Source organism: Photorhabdus asymbiotica, assembly GCF_003634575.1.
Lineage (GTDB): Bacteria > Pseudomonadota > Gammaproteobacteria > Enterobacterales > Enterobacteriaceae > Photorhabdus > Photorhabdus asymbiotica.
In genome coordinates this window covers 158,694-180,712 of record NZ_RBLJ01000005.1, presented here as the reverse complement: position 1 = coordinate 180,712, position 22,019 = coordinate 158,694, and the positions used below count along the sequence as shown (strand labels likewise).

Annotated in this window: 23 protein-coding genes; 4 read left to right on the top strand and 19 right to left on the bottom strand. The window is 37.6% G+C overall.

The annotated features are described in order from the left end of the window. Window positions 1–420: 420 nt before the first annotated feature. From BDD30_RS20520 to BDD30_RS20500, 5 genes are all read right to left on the bottom strand, one after another. Complete coding sequence (locus BDD30_RS20520; protein ID WP_012776440.1) at window positions 421–1,017, bottom strand: AidA/PixA family protein; 597 nt, start codon at window positions 1,015–1,017, stop codon at window positions 421–423. A gap of 754 nt (window positions 1,018–1,771) precedes the next feature. Next, on the bottom strand, window positions 1,772–2,344 hold the full coding sequence (locus tag BDD30_RS20515) for an AidA/PixA family protein (protein ID WP_012776441.1): 573 nt from the start codon (window positions 2,342–2,344) through the stop codon (window positions 1,772–1,774). Between the two features lie 30 nt (window positions 2,345–2,374). Then, entirely contained in the window at window positions 2,375–2,896 is a 522-nt protein-coding gene (locus tag BDD30_RS20510; protein WP_012776442.1) for an AidA/PixA family protein, read from the bottom strand. A gap of 667 nt (window positions 2,897–3,563) precedes the next feature. Next, a complete protein-coding gene (locus tag BDD30_RS20505) occupies window positions 3,564–4,115 on the bottom strand; it encodes an AidA/PixA family protein (RefSeq protein ID WP_012776443.1) in 552 nt (183 codons plus the stop codon). A gap of 36 nt (window positions 4,116–4,151) precedes the next feature. Continuing rightward, entirely contained in the window at window positions 4,152–4,667 is a 516-nt protein-coding gene (locus BDD30_RS20500) for an AidA/PixA family protein (RefSeq protein ID WP_012776444.1), read from the bottom strand. A 480-nt stretch (window positions 4,668–5,147) separates the two neighbouring features. Between BDD30_RS20500 and BDD30_RS20495 the strand changes: the two genes are divergently transcribed. After that, window positions 5,148–5,876, top strand: a complete 729-nt coding sequence (locus BDD30_RS20495; RefSeq protein ID WP_012776445.1) for a LuxR family transcriptional regulator — start codon at window positions 5,148–5,150, stop codon at window positions 5,874–5,876. 385 nt (window positions 5,877–6,261) lie between these two features. Here BDD30_RS20495 and BDD30_RS20485 read toward each other — a convergent pair whose 3' ends face one another. Beyond that, window positions 6,262–6,849 carry an inclusion body family protein gene (locus BDD30_RS20485; protein WP_121302796.1) on the bottom strand — a complete coding sequence of 196 codons (588 nt, stop codon included), beginning with the start codon at window positions 6,847–6,849 and terminating at the stop codon, window positions 6,262–6,264. Window positions 6,850–7,354: 505 nt separating this feature from the next. Between BDD30_RS20485 and BDD30_RS20480 the strand changes: the two genes are divergently transcribed. Continuing rightward, window positions 7,355–8,083: a LuxR family transcriptional regulator gene (locus BDD30_RS20480; protein WP_012776448.1), complete on the top strand. Its 729-nt coding sequence runs from the start codon at window positions 7,355–7,357 to the stop codon at window positions 8,081–8,083. Window positions 8,084–8,285: 202 nt separating this feature from the next. Here the strand turns inward: BDD30_RS20480 and BDD30_RS20475 are convergent, their stop codons facing one another. From BDD30_RS20475 to BDD30_RS20435, 10 genes are all read right to left on the bottom strand, one after another. Further along, a complete protein-coding gene (locus BDD30_RS20475) occupies window positions 8,286–9,263 on the bottom strand; it encodes a hypothetical protein (protein WP_231849171.1) in 978 nt (325 codons plus the stop codon). Between the two features lie 153 nt (window positions 9,264–9,416). Then, window positions 9,417–10,919 (bottom strand): hypothetical protein, encoded by a 1,503-nt coding sequence (locus tag BDD30_RS20470; RefSeq protein WP_012776450.1) that lies wholly within the window; start codon window positions 10,917–10,919, stop codon window positions 9,417–9,419. 100 nt (window positions 10,920–11,019) lie between these two features. Further along, the gene (locus BDD30_RS20465; protein WP_387795243.1) at window positions 11,020–11,322 is read right to left on the bottom strand and encodes a hypothetical protein; all 303 of its coding nucleotides are present in this window, start codon (window positions 11,320–11,322) and stop codon (window positions 11,020–11,022) included. Between the two features lie 4 nt (window positions 11,323–11,326). Further along, on the bottom strand, window positions 11,327–11,455 hold the full coding sequence (locus tag BDD30_RS25120; protein ID WP_387795244.1) for a hypothetical protein: 129 nt from the start codon (window positions 11,453–11,455) through the stop codon (window positions 11,327–11,329). A 186-nt stretch (window positions 11,456–11,641) separates the two neighbouring features. After that, a complete protein-coding gene (locus tag BDD30_RS20460) occupies window positions 11,642–12,619 on the bottom strand; it encodes a hypothetical protein (RefSeq protein ID WP_231849172.1) in 978 nt (325 codons plus the stop codon). Between the two features lie 55 nt (window positions 12,620–12,674). After that, entirely contained in the window at window positions 12,675–14,273 is a 1,599-nt protein-coding gene (locus tag BDD30_RS20455; RefSeq protein WP_012776453.1) for a hypothetical protein, read from the bottom strand. Window positions 14,274–14,295: 22 nt separating this feature from the next. Next, on the bottom strand, window positions 14,296–15,222 hold the full coding sequence (locus BDD30_RS20450) for a DUF4123 domain-containing protein (protein WP_012776454.1): 927 nt from the start codon (window positions 15,220–15,222) through the stop codon (window positions 14,296–14,298). Then, a complete protein-coding gene (locus tag BDD30_RS20445) occupies window positions 15,222–17,192 on the bottom strand; it encodes a type VI secretion system Vgr family protein (RefSeq protein ID WP_012776455.1) in 1,971 nt (656 codons plus the stop codon). The genes BDD30_RS20450 and BDD30_RS20445 overlap by 1 nt, the downstream gene beginning before the upstream one ends. Window positions 17,193–17,364: 172 nt before the next feature. After that, window positions 17,365–17,634 carry a type VI secretion system PAAR protein gene (locus BDD30_RS20440; RefSeq protein ID WP_012776456.1) on the bottom strand — a complete coding sequence of 90 codons (270 nt, stop codon included), beginning with the start codon at window positions 17,632–17,634 and terminating at the stop codon, window positions 17,365–17,367. A gap of 295 nt (window positions 17,635–17,929) precedes the next feature. Then, on the bottom strand, window positions 17,930–18,622 hold the full coding sequence (locus BDD30_RS20435) for a hypothetical protein (RefSeq protein ID WP_012776457.1): 693 nt from the start codon (window positions 18,620–18,622) through the stop codon (window positions 17,930–17,932). A 619-nt stretch (window positions 18,623–19,241) separates the two neighbouring features. Between BDD30_RS20435 and BDD30_RS23950 the strand changes: the two genes are divergently transcribed. Continuing rightward, complete coding sequence (locus BDD30_RS23950; protein ID WP_012776458.1) at window positions 19,242–19,388, top strand: hypothetical protein; 147 nt, start codon at window positions 19,242–19,244, stop codon at window positions 19,386–19,388. Between the two features lie 61 nt (window positions 19,389–19,449). On the opposite strand, the gene BDD30_RS23800 is transcribed toward BDD30_RS23950, so the two are convergent. Both BDD30_RS23800 and BDD30_RS20420 read right to left on the bottom strand, forming a co-directional pair. Beyond that, complete coding sequence (locus tag BDD30_RS23800; RefSeq protein ID WP_158307049.1) at window positions 19,450–19,599, bottom strand: hypothetical protein; 150 nt, start codon at window positions 19,597–19,599, stop codon at window positions 19,450–19,452. 297 nt (window positions 19,600–19,896) lie between these two features. Next, on the bottom strand, window positions 19,897–20,484 hold the full coding sequence (locus BDD30_RS20420) for a hypothetical protein (protein WP_041381471.1): 588 nt from the start codon (window positions 20,482–20,484) through the stop codon (window positions 19,897–19,899). Window positions 20,485–20,529: 45 nt separating this feature from the next. Between BDD30_RS20420 and BDD30_RS20415 the strand changes: the two genes are divergently transcribed. Continuing rightward, window positions 20,530–21,561: an IS630 family transposase gene (locus BDD30_RS20415; RefSeq protein ID WP_041381472.1), complete on the top strand. Its 1,032-nt coding sequence runs from the start codon at window positions 20,530–20,532 to the stop codon at window positions 21,559–21,561. Here the strand turns inward: BDD30_RS20415 and BDD30_RS20410 are convergent. After that, window positions 21,518–21,964, bottom strand: a complete 447-nt coding sequence (locus BDD30_RS20410; RefSeq protein WP_012776460.1) for a hypothetical protein — start codon at window positions 21,962–21,964, stop codon at window positions 21,518–21,520. The two genes, BDD30_RS20415 and BDD30_RS20410, sit on opposite strands and share 44 nt — an antisense overlap. Window positions 21,965–22,019: the final 55 nt, after the last annotated feature.

Sequence of the window (22,019 nt, the reverse complement as noted above, 5' to 3'; positions counted from 1 at the left end):
TTGATTGGGTAATAGAATTTTTCCATTAGGAAAATCTTTAAAGAAAGGAGGAGTTAAGCTAAATCAGTAATGATAAGCTAAGTTTTAATTCAGAGTTTTTGGGCTTAAAGAATGATAATGCCTAATGTGATAGTTGTTATAGGTGATTTTTTGTTGGGAAAAAGAATAATAGGAAGAATATTATCTGAATTTGGAGTGGAATAATTGTCGGAAGATTGTTGAATTGATGGGTGGAAATAAAAATTTTTTGTCTGCTAGAATTTTTATTTTATAACCATATAGTATTCTTAAATTTCATTGTCATATAACTTTATATTTTTACAGGTATAGGATAAAACTGAGAAAAATAAGGATATAATAACTGGAAAATTACTCTGATAATTTTCCAGTGATAGTCTTTTGTGTTTAAATATTTAGTTGTTATATTACTTTAATATATGGATCGTATTTAAAGTACCCTTGTAGATCTTCCCCATCATAGACACAAAAAGCCCATGTATATTGTTCTTTACCTTTAGTGAGGGCTGTTGCTTGAAAAAAATGATCGTTGGTTTCAGTAAACTCTAGTTTAGGACTATCTTCATTGGCATTTACTCCAGATAGAAGGGCTGGAATTATTTTACTTGAGGTGTGTGACCATATTTTTGATGGGGGCGAGATAATATCGTCTCCTGATGAATGCAATTTATAGAATTTATACAATACAACAGTATAATTGAAGTTATCAGATATAGTTGTCGCCCTCCATCTAATGTTCGAACCTACAGGCACTTTTATGTGTTCGCCAGATGAACAAGAAGCGTGCATTCCGTGTACTCCAAGCGTTGGAGTGTAACTAATGATATATACACCGCTATTGAGCCTATATGGGTTTGTTGAATCTAAATACAGTTTGGGATCGATCTGATGGTTATGAAGATAAGCAAGAATATCCTCAACACTAATAACAAAGATAACCTCAGCTGTAACCACTCTACCGTCAACCGAATCATATCTATTTTGAATTATGTCACTCATTATAATACCTCTTTATATATTTGAATTTTTTATGAATTGGAAAATTATTTTAATAATTCGTTATCACTCTAATGAATCCCTTTGTTTTTGATAATTAGATATTAGGTAAAAATTTAATTCTGGAGTTGTTATAATACCGTCAATAATTATTTTATCATGTTATATAAAATCGCTGCATACTCAAATTATTGTGATAAATATATTGTTCTTCATCTAATGTTATCTCCAATATCTTTTAATAATAAATTTGGCATCTGCATAAAGAAGAATATCTACAATATTACTCATTTCTTGCTCCTTCATTGAACTAAGATATTTGAAGAGTTAGTTATCACCTAATAATTGACCATTCAGACTGAAATCGCTACTGATATAAATCATAGTTTATATAAGAAAATTACTGATATGGTTTGGAGATTGACTTGATGCATTAAATATCTCTGAAAGTTTACAGGTAACTAATTATTTAACAAGAATAAACATCCATTCTAAATGATGTTGTACTTATTATGATAAATCGTATTTTATTGTTATATACCCGTCATCTTTCAAGTTGCCTCTTTGTTGGCGGCACTCACTCACCCCGGTCACATAGTTAGCTATGTGACCGGGGATTCGCTCCCTTGCCGTCGCGATGCATCTTGAAATCCATAGGGTATATGAATTAATGTTTATTATATATATTCAATAACGTGGGAAGTAAAAATACTGGAAAATTATCAAAACAATTTTCCAGTGAGAAATTAACATATAATTAAATTATATTAATGAATGGGTCATGAGTACAATAACCTATGAGATTATTCCATCTATTATAGATAGATATATACCATGTATATTGTGCTCTGCCTGGGCTAAGCAACGTAGATTGTTGGTGATAAACCCTTCTCGGTTTAAATGTAACTGGGTATATGTGATTAGGTAAACCTGTCCCCTTTTGTTCAGGAACGACGATGTTAAAATCTGTTTCTATAAGGGTTGGTAAGGAGATGTAAGTATTAACCCCTGAACCTGTCATATGATATAAAAATACTTGGTAATCAAATTGGGTGGATAAACTAGATGCTCTCCATCTCACTATACCGCCAACTTTATCTGTAATTTCTAGCTCACCTGTGGCATTGTTCTTGGGAGCATATAATTGATTCTGAGAAGTAATATAATAAAAATATTTGTTACTAATTCCGGTCGGAGAGTTTTGTGTTTTACTTAATTTTAGTTTACCAGCAGTGATATCATCTTCGATAGTTTGTGCATCGACACAGACAATGACATCAATAGGTTTGAAAGAACGATCTTCTGAAGGAATATATTCTATGCTGTTCATAATATTTTTCCAACTATTAGTTTTATAGATTTACATAATTTCAATTGAAAATTCATGAGAAATATACCCCATTAAACTTTCTCTTCTATATATCATCATAGACCAATTACATGAACCTTTACCTTTATTCTCAGCTGTCGATTGATGATAGTACTGCCTTACGTTATCTTGTTTATATATTGTAGATATAGTTTCTTCATTATCAAAAGCTAGGTAAGGAATAGTAATATCACCAGAGTACATAGAAGGACTATCAATAATTCCTTTGCTAATAGCATCACCTTTCATTTCATATAGGAGTACTGTATATTCAAATTGTTGTGACAAGGATGAGGGCCTCCACCTAATAACAGAACCACTATCAACTTTTACAGCTGTCCATGCTGTGGCATTATTTCCAGGAGCATAAATATTCCCATTGCCAGTGATGTAATATAAGTATTTGTTATTTTTATCTAATTTTGTAGGGAGGTCAGACCTCTTGCTCAAATTATATCTTTGAACGATAGCGTTTGCATCTACACAAACCATAATATCTATACCTTCGCTCATTTTTATTCTCCTTGATTATAGAGAGTTATGTTGTGTTAGACTGTTTAGTAATTGTCTAACATATTAAATATGGAATATTAAATATGAAATAGCTACTGGTATAAATCATAGTTTATAAAAGAAAATGGCTTATATATTTATTAATGGATGTATTAGATAATAGTTAAATTTACCTTTTATATTTTTAAATAATTAAATTATATATTTGAGTTTGGCCTGTTAGAATTTCATTGGTATTATTTTAGGGGGATATTAGATCTTGAGTGTGTTTTGTTTAAAACAATATTAATTGTTTCTAATTCTGAGTGCTGATTAAAGCGGTTATAAGCGGTTTTTAAGGATCTTATAGTTCTGAGTTTTCTATTTGTTTATGAATCAGAGTAAATAATAAACCAATGATTCTATGTGCATCTGTATAATAAGTGAAAATGATTTTACTATAGATTAAAATAATTCATTGTGTGTTTTGTATTCCAATATCTTATTTTATAGGTCAATTGTTTATATTTCATAATGTATTTTCTTTTTGTAGGAAGATGTTGAAATATAGCAATTGACCGTCATGCCTGAAAGATATACTTGTTAATCGGATCGTATGAAAAGTTATTGTATTTAGATGATTAGTAGATAGTACTAGTGCCCGAGATTAACGGATCTGGTTATTAAATTAAATAATATGAATAAGTGGATCATGACTGCAATAACCAATCAGAGAGTTATTGTTATCATATATAGATATATAGGATATATATTGGACGTCACCTGGGCTAAGCAACGTAGTTTCTAGATAAGAAATGTACATAGCTGTAAAGGGAGTGCAGACAGTCTTAGGATTTATTGTTTCCTTTGAAAAATAAATGTCACTAGATAATTTATTAATAATTGGTGAAGAAGTATAAGTTGCATTTGATAGTGCTTTCATATGATATAAAAATACTTGATGGTTATTTTGAGCAGAGAGACTCGTAGCCCGCCATCTAATAGAATCGCCTACTTTTCCTGTAATTATAGTCTTACCTGTGGCATTATCCTTGGGAGTGTATTGTTGATCTTGAGTAGTAATATAATAAAAATATTTATCATCAATTGGGGTTGGTTTTTTACAATCTTGGCTCAATTTTGAGTTGATTTTGCCAATGTCATTTGCGATAGATTTTACATCAACAGCAACAAGAATATCAATGGAATTAATTTTTCTAAAACTGGTTTTGTCATTCATAATATTATCCTCACTATTATATGATAATTTTTTAATTTATAAAACATTAATCTTAGTATCGTAAAAAATATATTTATTAAGTTTCATCTTCACATTATATATATACAGAACACAGTAAAATGATATTTGTCCTCTAGTTTGACTTTTCCATTCTATGTAGTTATCCACTGTCTGTTGATTCTCATACTTTCCACATATATCTGAACTATCTTCACTTTTATCTAGATAAAGAGTGTAACTGTAATTATCAGAGGCATTTAGTGTGACTTTTTTTTCGGGTAGCATTACTATTTTATGTGGATATATACCATATTCAAATTGTTGTGTTAGAGACATAACCCTTAACTTAATAGTATCACCAATATTAATCTTTATTTTTAATTCTCCTGTGGCATTTTTCTCCGGTAGATAAGTATTGCTATTGCTAGTTATATGGCGAATGAACTTATTATCTATTTTTGTAGGAGAATTAGGAGTGTTGCTCAAGGAAGAATATTCCTTAATAATAGAATTAACATCTACGCAAACAAGAACATCCACAATTTCACTCATTTCTGTACTCCTTTATTGGACTAAGCCGTTCTAAGATCTTTCTGTCACTTAATGATCAATTATTAATCCTGAAATAACCACTGGTATAAATCATAGTTTATACCAATAAATTACTTATATATTTCTGAGGCATCTCTTAGATATAGCTAATCTTCCTATTAACTTATTGTTTTTAAATTAAAAACAATTGGGTTTTTATATAATATATTAAAGTGTATTTTTATATTGATTAAAAATAGTTTTATATTCTCTTAAGAAGGGTTTGTGTCTATTATATATGATGTTTGGCTTGATTATAGAAAACTCAACTACATTATTATAATTTTTCAAGTTAATGGGCAAAAAATTTTATGTTATCTGATTATGTACTTCTTTATCACAATAAATAAAAATTTTACTTATCAAATAAAAATTTTGCTACTATGATAAATATTAGAGCTCATTATCAATATTCTGAATTTTTATTTAAGAGGGATTTGAATGAATATTTATCGACCATATATTTCACCCTATAAATTTCATGAATTAGATGTAGATGCTTATTTTATAGATGAAATTTGTGAACTTATTGACAAAATATCAGGATTTAGGTTGTTCTCTCTTGTATTAAAGACCCGCTTTCCGGTATCTGGCCGTGAAGTGTATTTTTTTGATAATTATCACGAATCTTGGAGGGCGCTTTATATAGAAAAAAAGTATTGGATGATCGATCCTGTTCTACACTTCCGGCCTGTACCGCCTACTTTTTCAAGAGTATGGGATTTGAATTTCTTTGCGGAATCCAATGGGAAAGAACTTTGGTATATGACGCAGGAACATGGGTTTCGGTCTGGGGTCACATTTGGTCTGCCGGCATTTTCGGGAACTTATGGAATATTCTCTGTTGCAGGGAAAGATGGGCCCATTGATAATGATACAATGTATAAATGTAGTGGGGAGATTCTGAAGGTATATATTAGAATAATAAGATATTTGATATCACATACAAAGTATTTACAAACATTCTACATAGATGAAATTTCATTTTCGCATAGAGAATTAGAGGTGCTACGGTATACCGCAGATGGCATGATCTCCAGTGAGATTGCGTCAACTATTTGCGTAACTAAAAGTACGGTTGATTTTCATCTAATGAATATCGTTAAGAAGTTGGGTTGTAGGAATAAATTTCAGGCAATTGCTAAAGCTGCGTTACTTGGGTATATATAATTGTAGGTTTTATTGTCACAGCAGTGAATAGAGATTAGCAATAGTTTTACCGGGTAAAATGGAAATGATATTTTTTAAGATCGAAAAACTCGTTCAATCAAATACTCTTCTCCTCGGGCAGAATTGTAATATCACAGTTCTGCTTGTTCTTTATTCAATGTTTGTTATAGATATCGAGCTATATTTTATACCCGTTATCTTTCAAGTTGCCTCTTTGTTGGCGGCACTCACTCACCCCGGTCACAGAGTTATCTATGCTCCCGGGGATTCGCTCCCTGGCCGTCGCGATGCGTCTTGAAATCCATAGGGTATATACCGTGTAAAATAAAAATACTGGAAAATTATTTTGATAATTTTCCAGTGAGAAATTACAGCATATAAGTGTTTAACTATTAGTTACTTCAACATATGGATCGTATCGATAATAACCCAGAAGCTTTGTGCCGTCATAAGCGGCAAAAAACCATGTATATTGTTCTACACCAGGTTTATGAGCTGTTGCCTGGAAATAACTATCTTTAGATTCAATAAAAATTACCGTAGGTTCATCCTTATCTGCATTAACTCCTGAGGGGACCATTGGAACTTTTTTGCCTATAGGGTTCTGTGACCATATTTGTGATGGGACGGAGATGACATCTTCTCCGGTACTCAGTTTTTTGAATTTATATAGTATAATCGTATAGTCGAAATTATTAGATACAGTTGTCGCCCTCCATCTAATATTTGCATTAATAGGAACAGTGACCCGAGCACCAGATGAACTCGCCACTTTCAGTCCAAGTTCTGGAGTATAATTAGCTATATATACATGCTGACGGATAGTTATTGGATTTTTAGGGTCCAGAGAGTTTTTAATATTATTAGTATGAAGATACTCAATGATTGAATCAACATCAATAACAAAGGTCACATCAGCAGTGACAGAGTTTCTAGCTGTAATATTATCTTTACCCTGAATGATTTCATTCATCATAACACCTCTTTACATATTTAAATTATTTATTCAGAATTGCAAGGTTATTTTGATTACTTATTATTATTTTAATAACTTTCTTTTTATATAATTAACTATTAAAGTTGAAACAGCTACTGGTATAAATCATAGTTTATACGGAAAAATTACTCATATATTTATTAGGTATTGATTTTATAGTTCAATATTTTAGTTAATTTATTGTTATAAAAAGTAAAAAACAAAAACTTTAGATTAATATGTTAAATGATTTTTTAAATTACCTTGGAAATGGCTTAATGTGACTGTAATATGTTTTTATATATATATTATTTCCCATGGTGATTAACATTTTAATCCTATTGATATAATTTCTCTCATTTACGAATAATACATTGTGGCTGGTCAAAACTTGCTTCTATATAACAACAAATTATTATTTTCTTTATTAAATATAAATTTTGCTACTATAATAAATATTGGGATTTACTATCAATATTCTTAATTTTTCAGAGGGCGTTAAATGAATGTTTATCGGTCTTATACCTTACCCTATAAATTTCATGAATTGGATGTAGATGCTCATTTTGTGTCTGAAGTTTTTGAAATTATTAACAAAATTTCAGGGTTTAGTTTGTTCTCCCTTATATTAAAGGCACGCTTTCCGATATCTAATCGTGAAGTGTATTTCTTTAATAATTATCATGAATCTTGGCGAAATCTTTATATCGAAAGAAAGTATTGGATGATTGATCCAACTCTAAATTTTCGACCTGTTCCACCTTCTTTTTCAAAAATATGGGATTTGGATTTTTTTTCAGAATCCAATGGGCAAGAACTTTGGTATGTGAGCCAGAAACATGGATTTCGCTCTGGGATCACATTTGGGCTTCCGGCATTTTCAGGAACTTACGGAATATTTTCTGTTGCCGGGAAAGACGGACACATTGATAACGAGACAATGTATAAATGCAGTGGAGAAATTTTAGGAGTATATATTAGGATAATAAGATATTTGACATCACATACAAAGTATTTGCAGTTTTTCTATGTAGATGAAACTTCATTTTCAAATAGAGAATTAGAAGTATTGAGGTATACAGCAGATGGGATGACATCAAGTGAGATTGCATTAACCATTTGTGTCACTAAAAGTACTGTTGATTTTCACCTAATGAATATTGTTAAGAAACTAGGTTGTAGAAACAAATTCCAGGCAATAGCGAAAGCTGTATTACTTGGCTATATATAACTAATCTCAATAAGAAATTATTATATTTTTACCTTATAAAATAATCTGAATTATTAATATTATTACTTGAATAGATTGATAGGGGGTTTCCCTGTATTTGTGTCGATTTATAATCACCATGCGGTCTACGGATGTTAGCAATGTTTATTAAATTTTCCATTAAGAAAAAATATCGGGTTAAATAACCCGATATTGTTATCCATTAAATTACTTGGACAAAGCGACCGTTAATTAATGAGAAAATAGGTGCGACAGTAGCCAGAACAGTTTCACCGTCTTCATCATCAACGTAATAGTAGGATATTGGAGAGTTTCTTAAATCAGATTTATTTACCAGTCTGACCATTCTACCCTGGTTCATTATCTTAACTCTGTAATCGTCCCAGTTAATTGGTATCATTTTGAAGCTTTTTATTTTGATATCATGGTAAACGGATTGGTCAGTGAAAATGCTTTCTTCACTTTCACCGGTTGACCAGGCCCAGGCTTTCAGCGAGACTTTTTGTTGTTCCCGGATAGTATTTACATCTTTGGCATGATATGCCTGCCAGACAGCCATATAAGCCTGCTGTAGTTGTCGGCGCTGTTCTGGGGTGTCGGTATAAGGCGTTGCTTTAATCCATTCCCAGTCAGGTAAGCCACTGATTTTTACATTACGACTGAACCGGTATAAGGTCATATTAGGTGGAAACTCTTTGGGATCAAAATATTGTTTCTCTATATGTCCGGCTTCTGTACTTTCGGCCTGTATTACATGACGTATAACCGGCGTGCTGATAGCGGCGTATTTGGGTTCATCCTTTGATTTTGTTGCCACGGGTTGACCATTTTCATCAATCGCTACTTCAATCGCTGTCAGAATCTGGCTGTTTTTACCGCGCATGGCGGTTAACTCTAACTGACATTTAGCCTCAGGGTTGAAATGATTACGGGCTTTATCTGACATTTCATCTGAGGAGAACCAACCTAGGGCACCGAATTCTAGGCTAATTTCATTTTCTCCGTTTACCATAAACAACATAGAACCCGTGCTGGCGGTACCAAACCCTCGCCCTTCCAGGGCCGAATTACGGTTACTGAATCCTGTTACACCGTTGGTCTTAATATCACAGAAAGCATATTGGATATCGAATACACTGCGAATATAGAGTCTGGGGTCATCTGCTTTAGCGTTAAACATAAAAATCACTCCTGATAATAGTAATAACAGCTTTAATTTCATTTCTTATCCTTGCATTTTTAGGAATCTCGAATTGATAAATAGAGTTTTATCCAGCTTAGGTTTAAAGTGAGCGGCATAACTCATTGTGACCTCATTACTGTTTACCGTGTATTATTTCTGGACGGTAATAGGTCGTTCTTTTCCTAGTACGTTAATTCTTAATGGAGATTCACTGGCCTTTAGCGGATCGGCAATAACCCATGTCCATTTATTTTTGGCTTTTTTCGACGCTTTTTTCTTCCTACCGATTTCTGCATCCGCAGATAATTCAATTTCAGCCGTTATTCCATTATGGTAACCGACGAGATCGATCCCCTTATTATGTTGATCGAATTGAAAACCTGCCGCAGTTTTGATAGTCCCTTTCGCATTTAGCGCAATTTCTACAATAAGAATTTTTTGTTTAAATGCCGCACTCACTTTTCCTTCCAGACTTAATTTCAGATTATTCTTATTACCCGCATCAAAAGTCCATTGCTTGCTTTTATAGGCAGCACCCAGCTGAAAAGACAGGTCGCAGGTTACAATAAGGCAACATTCAAGCTCCAGATAGTTTTTATCATTCGCATTTTTACGTTCTAGAGCTTGCCGGAATTTAGCTGCGAGAAACTCGATTTTGCAATAAGTGGCACCCAGTTGGATAAGGTCCAGTTTGGCCGTCATGCCCATAAGTGGTGCAGCGTAGAAACCTACAAAATGGGTACTGTCTTCGACTGAAGTGGTTCGGTCATAGGCATAAGCCAGCCCGATGTTGCTCGGAGTAAGCTTAAGATTAAGTAGTTCGTAATTCTGGGAAGCTTTGCCTTTTGAGCCGGGAGCAGGTACCAGGTATTTTTTCGTGTATCCCAGCAGCTTTTCGGCCAAGCTAATGGCATCTAAATCTTTCCTGGTTTCCTTAGCTTGTTTGGTGTTGATAAATGAGGTCGAATAATCCTTATCCTGAACGGTCAAGGCGTATTCTACCTTCAGTTTTGTCTCTCGTGTTAGGGAAAATTCATCTGTGCGAGTGGTCCACCCCTTGCGCAGTTTATTGCCATTTTTAGGTTTGACATTTTCCATAGCCTGACGGGCTTTTATCTGTTCGTCACGCCGTTCTTTAATACTCCGTTTATCATAGGAAAGATTAAAGCTGAATCCTACCGAGACCATAAATCTGACCGAGGGGTAAACCGCGATCGTCGCGTATTTTCGACTGCCAGTACAGGCTTTTATCTCTAGCTTATAATATCGGGGGGCTTTGTACATGTCGGTGGGGTTGGCAATATTAGACAGATAAGATGCGACGCTCTTCAGGCCGTTTTGAATATCTATGCTTTTTAACTCCTCTTTGTAAAATAACGTGACCTTTTCAGGCGTATTAAATTTTAAAGTTTTCTCTTTTGGTCCCCCGTGTAATTTAGCCTGATGTTTGGCATGATCACATTTTTCTGTAATTTTTATCGTCCCGATTTGTCCTTTCCCATTATCAACAAGGTTCATGTTAATTGAGGGCTTTTTAGGCCAAACCTGAGTTTTCTTCTCAAAAGTGACACTGACTTCACAGAGACAGGGATTGGGGTTGTTACATGTCATACAAGCAGACCCAGCAGGGGGAGAAATGCGTTGTTTGGTCATATTAATTACCTTATTAATCAGTTTATTTGAGAATAAATCCTAATTCGCTTGTTAATAATTTTTCCATTCGATAATAACCTGGCCCTTGATTATCGCGGAGTTAGGTTAACCATGTTGACGGGATGTGTTGAAACTGCTCAATGCGTCTTTCCATCAGTAGATAGCGAAATCCCCGGATATAACGTTCATCGGTGATTTCGTTATCTTGACAAAAATAAAAACATGCTTCTGCCAGGTTTTGATGACGTATTAATGCCTCTTCATTGATATGGCTTGGAGCCGCCGAAATATTAGGTAGAGAGTTTATTAATATCTTGTCTGAGAGAGCCGAAAGGACAGAATGGAGAATATTTATTGCGTCGGCTTCATGATAGTAACTCACCTCATTAATAAAATGTGTCAATTTATTAATATATCTTTGCTCGAAGAGATGGTTGAAATGAGCATATTGCTCTTGTGTAATTTTCAACATTTTTTGTCTGGACCCGGGAATTACGCACCTGAATGGCCAGATTTTTCTGGGTGTGAATCAACACTTCTTCCCGGTCTTTTTCATCTTCAAACCGCAGTTCGTTAAAGCCTTTTTAATTTCATTGTTTTACCTTAAAGTTCTTTTTTAGTGTGGTGCTACCATGATTATATGTTGTATTTGATAGCCTGCTTTTTACTGCTTTTCTCATTAAGAAAAAATATCGGGTTAAATAACCCGATATTGTTATCCATTAAATTACCTGGACAAAGCGACCGTTAATTAATGAGAAAATAGGTGAAATAGTAGATAGAACCGTTTCGCCATCCTCATCATCAACGTAGTGGTAGGATATTGGGGAATATTCTAAAATTGACTTATTTACTAACTTGACCATTTTGCCCCGATTCATTATCTGGACGCTGTAATCATTCCAGTTAATCGGTATCATTCTGAAGCTTTTTGTTTTGATATTACTGTAAACAGATTGATCAGTAAAAATGCTCTCTTCATTTTCACCGGTTGACCAAGCCCAAGCTTGTAATGCAACTTTTTGTTGTTCACGAATAGTATTCACATCTTTGGCATTATAGGCTTGCCAGACAGCCATATAAGCCTGTTGCAGTTGCTGACGTTGTTCAGGTGTATCGGTATAAGGCGTTGCTTTAATCCATTCCCAGTCAGGTAAGCCACTGATTTTCACATTACGACTAAACCGATATAGGGTCATATTAGGTGGATATTCTGTTGGATCAAAATATTGTTTCTCTATATGCCCGGCTTCTACATTATCCGCCTGTATTACATGGCGTATAACCGGTGTACTGATAGTGGCGTATTTGGGTTCATCCTTTGATTTTGTTGCCACGGGCTGACCATTTTCATCAATCGTTACTTCAATCGCGGTCAGAGTCTGGTTGTTTTTACCGCGCATGGCGGTTAACTCTAACTGACATTTAGCTTCAGGGTTGAAATGATTACGGGCTTTATCTGACAGTTTATCTTGGGAAAACCAGCTTAGTGCTCCGAACTCCAGGCTAATTTCATTTTCGCCATTGGCCATTAATAGCATAGAGCCAGTGCTTCCAGTACCAAATCCTCGCCCTCCCAGGGCTGAATTACGGTTACTGAACCCCGTTACGCCATTGGTTTTAATATCACAAAAGGCATACTGGATATCAAATACGCTGCGAATATAGAGTCTGGGTTCATCTGCGTTAGCACTGGACATAACAAGCACTCCTGATAATAGTAATAACAATTTTAATTTCATTTCTGATCCTTTTTTATCTCATTCCTGGGAATCCCGAATTGATAAATGGGATATTATCCAGCTTAGGTTTAGGGTTATAACCCATTTCCCACGGTGTTGTTTCAGCACCTGGAACCGTCTCTGGCCGGGTAATTGGCCGTTGTTCCCCTAGCAGACTAATTCTTAACGGTGATTCGCTGGCCTTTAGTGGATCGGCAATGACCCACTTTTTCTTGACTTTAGCAATAGAATTTTCCTTCCCATCAGCTTCTATATCAGCTTCTACCTCAATTTCAGCCGTAATCCCATCGTGGTAACCGACGAGATCGATCCCCTTATCATGTTGATCGAATTTAAAACCTGCCGCAGTTTTGACAGCACCTTTCGCATTTAGCGCAACTTCCATTATCATAATCTTGGTCTTAAAGGCGGCATTTATTTTTCCTTCCAGACTTAATTTCAGATCATTTTTATCACCGGCATCAAAAGTCCATTGTTTGCTTTTATAGGCAGCGCCCAGCTGAAAGGACAGATTGCAGGTCAAGATAAGGCAACATTCAATCTCTAAGTAATTTTTGTCATTCGCATTCTTACGCTCTATGGCTTTCCGAAATTTGGCGGCGATTGTGTCTATCTTGCAATAAGCGGCACCCATTTGGATAAGATCCAGTTTGGCGGTCATGCCCATAAACGGGGCGGCACTGAAACCCACAAAATGGGTACTGTCATCGACCGAGGCAGTTCGGTCATAGGCATAAGCTAGCCCGATGTTGATGGGGGCAATTTTGAGGTCAAACAGTTGGTAATCATGGGTGCCTTTACCTTTTGAATCAGGAGCGGGCGCCAGGTATTTTTTAGTGTATCCCAGCAGTTTTTCGACCCGATTGATGGCATCTAAACTCTCCCGGGTTTTCCTGACCTTGTTGGCTTTGGCAAATTTGTTCGAATAATCCATATCCTGAACGGTTAACGCGTACTCTACGCTCAGAGTTGTCTCTCTGGTCAGGTAAAATTTATCTGTGTGAACGGTCCACCCTCCACGCAATTTATTACCATCTTTAGGTTTGACATTTTCCATGGCCCGACGGGCTTTTCTCTGTTCATCACGCCGTTCTTTAATGGGCCGTTCACCATGGGAAAAGTCAAAGCCGAATCCTACCGAGACCATAAACCTGACCGAGGGGTAAACCGCGATCGTCACGTACTTTTGACGACCCGTACAGGCTTCTGTCACGAGCTTATAATATCGGGGAGCTTTGTACATATCGCTAGGATTGGCAATATTAGACAGATAAGACACGATGCTCTCCAGACTGCTTTCAATATCGGTGTCTTCTAAATGCTCTTTGTAGAATAACGTGACCTTTTCAGGCGTATTAAATTTTAATGTTTTCTCTTTGGGTCCCCCAAGCAGTACAGCTTGATGTTTGGTGTGATCACACTTTTCTGCAATTTGTATCGTCCCGGTTTGTCCTTTCCCATCATCAACAAGGTTCATGTTGATTGAGGGCTTTTTAGGCCAGACCTGAGTTTTCTTCTCAAAAGTGACACTGATTTCACAGAGACAGGGATCGGGGTTGTTACATGTCATGCAAGCAGCCCCGGCCGGGGGAGAAGTACTTTGTTGAGTCATATCGATTACCTGATTAATCAGTTTATTTGGGAATAAATCCTAATTCGCTTGTTAATAATTTTTCCATTCGATAATAACCTGGCCCTTGATTATCGCGGAGTTGGGCTAACCATGTTGACGGGATGTGTTGAAACTGATCGATGCGTCTTTCCATCAGCAGATAGAGAAATCCCCGGATAGAACGTTCATCGGTGATTTCGTTATCTTGACAAAAATAAAAACATGCTTCTGCCAGGTTTTGATGACGTATTAATGCCTCTTCATTGATATGGCTTGGAGCAGACGAAATATCAGGCAGAGGGTTGATTAATATCTTGTCTGAGAGAGCTGAAAGGACGGAATGGGGCATATTCATTGCATCGGCTTCATGATAGTAACTCACTTCATTAATAAAATGCGTCAATTTATTAATATATCTTTGCTCGAAGAGATGGTTGAAATGAGCATATTGCTCTTGTGTAATTTTCAACATTTTTTGTCTGGAGCGTGCTTCGGCGGGAAATGGTTTTCTGGCGGTGTGAAAATTATCCTGCCTGTCAATGCCAGCATAGTTCGTTGCAATGTTATCTATCGGCCCAAGAAAACAGTGAATTTCCCAGTCACTCAGCACACTGAGAAAATCCCAGATATTGCGTGGGTCATAAAACCGGAAAAACACCGGCTTAGCCTGATCGGGCAATAAGACTTGGAGGTATTTACGCAGATGCTGGCGCAGTGTCCTCATATCAGCCTGCGAGTGAAGGAATATGCCCCAGGGGGTCTCCCATTCGGCCAGAAAAAGCCCGACTTTCTCAGTTACCTCCACCAGATACGGGGCGACCTTCAAGAGTTCAGGCTGTAAAGATTCGTCATACAGACAGGTCACGGGCGGATCAAAATGTTCCAGAATAAAAAACAGTCGGGGTTCAGCGGCGCCGTCAATGACGGCATAATGTTTTTCTTCGGCCATTATTGATTATCCTTCATTGGGCAGTGCGCCACGAACATGGAGCCGGCACTGGCGGCGGCCTGTAAAATCGCCGGATTAGCCGGTTGCAATAAGTCCCCCGGACTGCCACCGGAATTGAGGTTAATGGCCGGGCCTTTGATATCAACGCCCCCGGCATGAATGACGATAAAATTCCCGCCGACTCGCAGGCTGATTTTGCTGCCACTCTGTACGGTGAGGTCGCCGTTGGCGTCAACACTGAATATGCCCTGGATTTTTTGGGCCACATCGCCTTTGACCTGCAATGCCTTGTCACCGTCGATCTGGGCAAGATAATTGCCGGTCGTTTTATGCTCCTGCTGGCCTTCCACGGTCACTTTACGGTTGTGGGCAATCACCAGTTCATCATCGTGGCCGATACTGGTGGTGCGGTTGTAGTTAATCCGCTCGTCCCGGGAATTACGCACCTGAATGGCCAGGTTTTTCTGGGCGTGGATAAATACCTCTTCCCGGTCTTTTTCATCTTCAAACCGCAGTTCGTTAAAGCCTTCTCCTTTGTGAGTTTTTGACCGGATTGACATCTGGGTTTTAGCCATTGGCAGACGGTTCGGGGGGAGGTTGCTAGCATGGTAAGCGCGTCCGGTGATAATGGGCTGGTCCGGATCGCCATGTAAAAAGTCCACCAGCACTTCCTGACCCACGCGTGGGATGGTTATCATGCCCCAGCCTTTGCCAGCCCATGCCTGACTGACCCGTATCCAGCAGGAACTCTGGTCATTAAACTGACCATATTGATCCCAGGCAAACTGTACCCGCACCCGGCCGTACTCGTCACAAAAGATCTCTTCGCCTTCGGGGCCGACCACGGTTGCTACTTGCAGGCCGTCAATGCGGGGTTTGGGGTAGGGGGAAGGCCGCCAGGAACGGTCACGGTCGCCAAAGGTAAAGTGGTTGGTCAGCGTGGTTCCCGTGTCACCGGAGCGGGTTTCATCGGCCTGGGGCTGCCGGCCATGGTGGTGGATGCTGATGACCTGCCACGGAACATTAAATGTCTCTTTGGGGTGATGAGAGAGGGTAAACATGAGGCCCGGCCAGAGGAAAAAGCAGTCACTGTGTGCATGGCCGAGGAGGTCATTGCGGCGTAAGGCTTCCAGACGATAACGGCTCATGTGTTCCCCGCGTTCATCTTTATAACGCCCGGGGAAATCGTAGTGATAATAGCTGGTTAAATCGGTACGCTGGTTGGCCGATTTGGACTCGTAAAAGTGATATTCTGCGGTCCAGGGCGGGTTTTTAAAGGTGCGGTCGCGCAGAGAAATGCCCTGAATCCCGACCTGTTCACGCCAGCGGAACTGCTGGATACTGCCCTGCCTGCCCAGCACATCGGGTTCCGGGTTATAGGGGACGGAAAAGCGGTTACCGAGTGCCAGACAGGAATCGGCGAAGAAAATGGTCTGGCCGTTTTTACCTTGGTTAAACTCGAAGTAATAAAAAATGCCTTCATCGGCTAACAGGCGGTGAAGAAAAGCCAGGTCGCTTTCGTCGTACTGGACGCAGAATTCCCGCTCGGGATGTTCATAGCCGAGGGTGTAAACAATATCCCGGATGCCGTTTTCTTTCAGCAGGGTGTCAATGATATCGGTAATGGATTGATGCTGAAAAATCCGGGAATTGACGCGTAATCCGGCCCGCCAGAGTGCGGGTTGCAGGCTCAGGGAGTAATGGGTACGATGGCGCCCGGTGGTGCTTTGTTCAAACTGGGTGACAATGCCGGTGACCTCGCGTTCGGGTAGTCCGTCACGGTAGACGGAGAGGGTAGCGGCGTTATCCAGGACATCTTTAAAATCGATGTCGGGGTCAGCGCTGGTGAGTGTGGCGTCCAGACTGAAGGGTGTTGAGAGTGCTTCATTCAGTGTAAATTCAACGACTGCAAAAGTGTGAGCTGGGAGGTTACCTACGGAGAGGGTAAAAACCAGTCCTGAATCTGCCATTATTTGCCTCCTGATGACATGGTCATGCGATGTTTATGTGCTTAACGGGTTAGTCGGTTGGTTTTGGGCAGCCAGTCCGGCTGTTTGTTGCAGGGGGAGTAACGACTAATCAGTGCCGGAGAATTGGCGCAGCAGCGCTTTCAGCGGCACTTCGTGGTTGTGGTCGGCCCGTTTAACCAATATTGACGCTGCCGCCACCTATGACCACGCCGCCACAACTGACGGCATCACCGGTTCTGGCCGCGGGTTTGCCGTCAATAAAAACTGTGCTGGAGCCGCCTGCAATGGTTCGGGGATGAGAGGAATGCGAGGCTAAACTATCGCCTTGCCGGGCGAGAGGAATCCCATCGGCTTTTACACTGGAGGAGCCGGAAATCACCGGTGTGGCTTCACAATCATCATGTGCTGTACCGATATCACCTATTTTTACTGCATTTCCCATTGTATTTTCCTTATTTAAGAGAAATATAAGTTTATTTTGAAGAATAAATTTCCTATTAATCAAATAGGATGGAAACTTCTTTTTATTTCATGTCATTAGCGAGTTGTAATAAATTTTTCGTTATCAAAATAATATTGAGGGATTATTGAAAACTTTGAGTGACTTTCTTTATTAACAAGTCTGATTAATAAAAGAGTTATGGAAATAATCCGACTATCAAAGGGAAGTTTAATTTTTGATTGACTAAAATACCCGTTGTAGTTTTCCTAAATATGCTTGGTTATCATGAACGAGATTATTTTTTCTCTTTCTGTTTTTCTTCCAGATACAGCTTATAAGTTAATAAATCATTTGCTTTGTAAAAAGATCCATGGTGTTGGATGCTTTCTGTTAACGCAATATAACTGTACGGAAATTGATTTTTTTTGTCTTCTTCATCAATAACAGCATCTATTACCATTTCGTATTTTTGGTCTTTGTAAGAAAAACTGACCAGTAGGCTATCAATAACTGGTTGCTGTTTCTCATTATCAAATGTGCTATAGAGATATTCATATCTAGGGATCGATATGAGTTTGGATAATCTTTCTGTGCCTTCAAGATCTGTCTTTGCATCGGTTTCTTTTTTGATATCTGCTGGGCCTATTACCTTTTGGACTAATTCATTAAAATTGGCAGTCCTATCCAGATCACCATAAGTTCTATGACGTATATTATAATATATGTCATAATACATAAAATATTCTGAGTTTTTAACTTGATTCAGATCTATAGGTTTCAATTTTATTAAATAAAAATCATTTATTTTAATATAATCGCCACTATTTAACCATTTGCTGGCATCAAACCAGACCTTATCATACAGATAACTGGGATCGGGGTTGTTCACAAATATTGCCATTTTATTTTTTAGACTAATTTGATGCCATAACCCAAGAGAACCAATAACAATCAATAGGGTGATGGCAATACGATAAATTTTTTTCATATTATGTGGAAGAGGATATTCTTCAATCTATACCCGTCATCTTTCAAGTTGCTGCTTTGTTTGCTGCACTCACTCACCTCGGTCACATAGTTATCTATGCTCCCGGGGATTCGCTCCCTTGCCGTCGCGATGCACCTTGAAATCTATTGGGTATATATGCAGTTATTATTGGGTGAGTGGTTATACTCGATTTATGTTATATGGTTTTATTCGGTTATTTCACAGGTGTTTTAATTTCTCGCCATTATACTGTCAATTTGTTGTTTATCTCTGAGTAATAATTGATTTATTGAATAAAGAGGACAAATCCCTCTTTGTTATTTGTATTTTTATGTTGTTATCGAGTGATAATAAATTTTTCCATCAAAACGATATTGGGGATTTATTGAAAACTTTGAATTATTTTCTTTATCAATAAAATTTAGTGGTGAGGGTGACATAGAAACAACCCGACCATCAAGGGATAATTCAATTCTTGATTGGCTAAATGCTAAAGGTAAAATTTGAAAATCAGCCGAGTTTAAAAATGTATCTAACTCTAATATTGATAATTAAATGTGCTGAATATTTATTTAATTTGACTTCTAGTCTATAGTTAATAGGTTCAACTTCATTATTCATGGGATTTTTACTCTCTTTAGATTCTTTAGATTCTTTAGATTCTTTAGATTCTTTAGATTCTTTAGATTCTTTAGATTCTTTAGATTCTTTAGATAACCCGGTTATGGGTAATTTTAATAATAATATGGTTAGAAAATTTTCATAACTACGAATAATATATTTTCTTTAAAAATCAATAAAATAAAAATGGGAAAAATTCATCTTTATCACATATCATCACATCGGTTTTTAATTAGGTTTATACCTGAATTTTTGCTTCTTACTTTTGTATTACTAACTGATTTATTTTCTTTTTGTATATACCCTTCATCCTTCAAGTTGCTGCTTTGTTGGCTGCGTTCACTCACCCCAGTCATATAGTTATCTATGCTCCTGGGGATGCATTCACTTGCCGCCGCGCTGCAACTCGAAATCTATTGGGTATATATCCAACTTTGACTTCCACTTCAAAATAAGCTTTTATTCCCTCATGTGAAAAATAAATCCCTAAACCTGAATTATCACATCTCAATCCTGCTGACAGTGCTGTTTTACCTCCCCCTGTTATGGTATTTGTACCTTTTAAAGATAGTACCTTGAATCTTGCTTTAAGCTCTAGAGGTAATATTATCTATTATTCAAAGAGGGGTAAACCCTCTTTGTTTTTCATATCATTATCGGGTTAAAATAAATTTATTTCCATCGAACCGATATTTTGGATTTAATAGTGTCTTGTTTTTACTGTTATTTTTGTTAATAAATACAAGTGGTGAGGGAGACATAAAAGCAACCCGGCCATCAAGAGAAATATCAATTTTAGATTGACTAAAATCTAAAGGTAAAAGTTTAAGATCAGATGAATCTATAATTTCATCTAATCCTATTGATGAAAAATAATCATCATTATTGCCACCATTAGCTCTGACTGATTCATCCAGGAATTCTTTATGCAGTTGCTTCAATCCTTTAAGATCCTTGCTTTTTAATAACGCCCAATATTCTTTATAAGCAGAAATAAGCGCTGATTGATATTTTTCTGGTAGTGAATCTATAACGTTATTTTCTTTTGAAAATTGATATGAATTTACCCAGTTCCATACAGGGTAATCGTTTTTTATATCAAATTGTTGTGAATACTCATAATAGTATTTTTCGTTGTTATGATTTATCTTGTTGCGGCCTAATAATCTCGCCAATTGTTCATTTTCCGATTTTATGTCAAGAGATGAGTCAGAGATATTATGTTCTATACCCGTGCTCATTGAAACTGCTTGATTTTCGCCCAAATGAGGTTCAGGGTATCCGTCATGAAAATATTCATTACCGACGAACAAAAAGCCGAACTTGAACACCTTCATCACACCTGCCGTGATAAGCGGGAGTGTGATCGTATCAAAGCGGTCCTGCTGGCCTCTGAGGGCTGGAGCTCTGTCATGATCGCTCAGGCCCTGCGCCTGCATGAAATGACCGTTAATCGTCATATCAGCGATTACCTTAATCACCGCAAACTCAAGCCCGACAATGGCGGCTCTCAGAGCCACCTCAGCGAAACACAGACGAAGGAACTTATCGCTTATCTGACCGCGAATCTTCTGCCCACCACACAGGCGGTTATCCACCTTGTCAAAGAAGCGTGGAATATCAGTTACACCGTTCCCGGCATGAATAAATGGCTGCACCACAATGGATTTAGTTATAAAAAACCGACCGGCGTGCCACACAAGTTCAACGCGGAACAGCAGCGGGCCTTTATAGAAACCTACGGGAAACTCAAGCAGGAAGCCGGAGACAATGAGCCCATCCTGTTCATTGATGGCGTCCATCCCACTCAGGGGACGAAACTGGCTTATGGCTGGATGCGTAAAGGCCAGAAAACCGTAGTGAAAACCACGGGAAGCCGTACCCGTCTGAACCTGATGGGAGCCCTGAATCTGGCCGATATCAGCAAAACAGTCGTACACGAATATGATCGTATCGACAGTTATCACATCGCAGAATTCTTCATTGCCCTGCGTGAAACCTATCCGGTCAGTCAGAAGGTTCATATTATCCTTGACGGAGCCGGTTATCACCGGAGTGAGTTGGTGAAAGACTGGGCTTATGTGATGAATATTGAACTTCATTACTTACCGCCCTACAGCCCAAATCTGAACCCGATAGAAAGGCTGTGGAAAGTGATGAATGAACAAGTCAGAAATAATCGTTACTTCGCCTCGGCGGCCTTGTTCAGGCAGGCAATACATCACTTTTTTACGGAAATATTACCGGAACTTGCCGGGAGTCTGTCACGCCGTATTAATGACAATTTTCAGATTCTGAATCCTGCATCTTCAAGTTAAGCGGGTATATATTATCATTAGGATTGTATTTTATACTCATAACTGGTTTTAGATCAGGAGTTTCGAATCTATTTCTTGCTTCTAGTGTGAAGTTACATTTTGAACCGGAATCGAAAATATCTTTTTTTCTATTTGATGGCCAAGTATAGAATTGTATTGTATTATTTTTAGGTTTCAGATATTCACCTATGCCGATTAGTGTATTCATCGGTTCTTTATCATAGTATGAAAGGACCCTCATTCCATTGATAAATAATTCTATTGAGCATTTATTAACTTCAATTTCTAATCTATAATCAGTAGGTTCAATCTTGTTATTTATAGAGTTTTCACTCTCTTTGGAAGATCCGGTTATTGGTAATGTAAATAATAACACGGCCAGAAAATTTTTATAATTAAACATGATGTCACTTTATTTTAAATAAAAAATCAAAAAATAAATCTTTATAACATTCTCT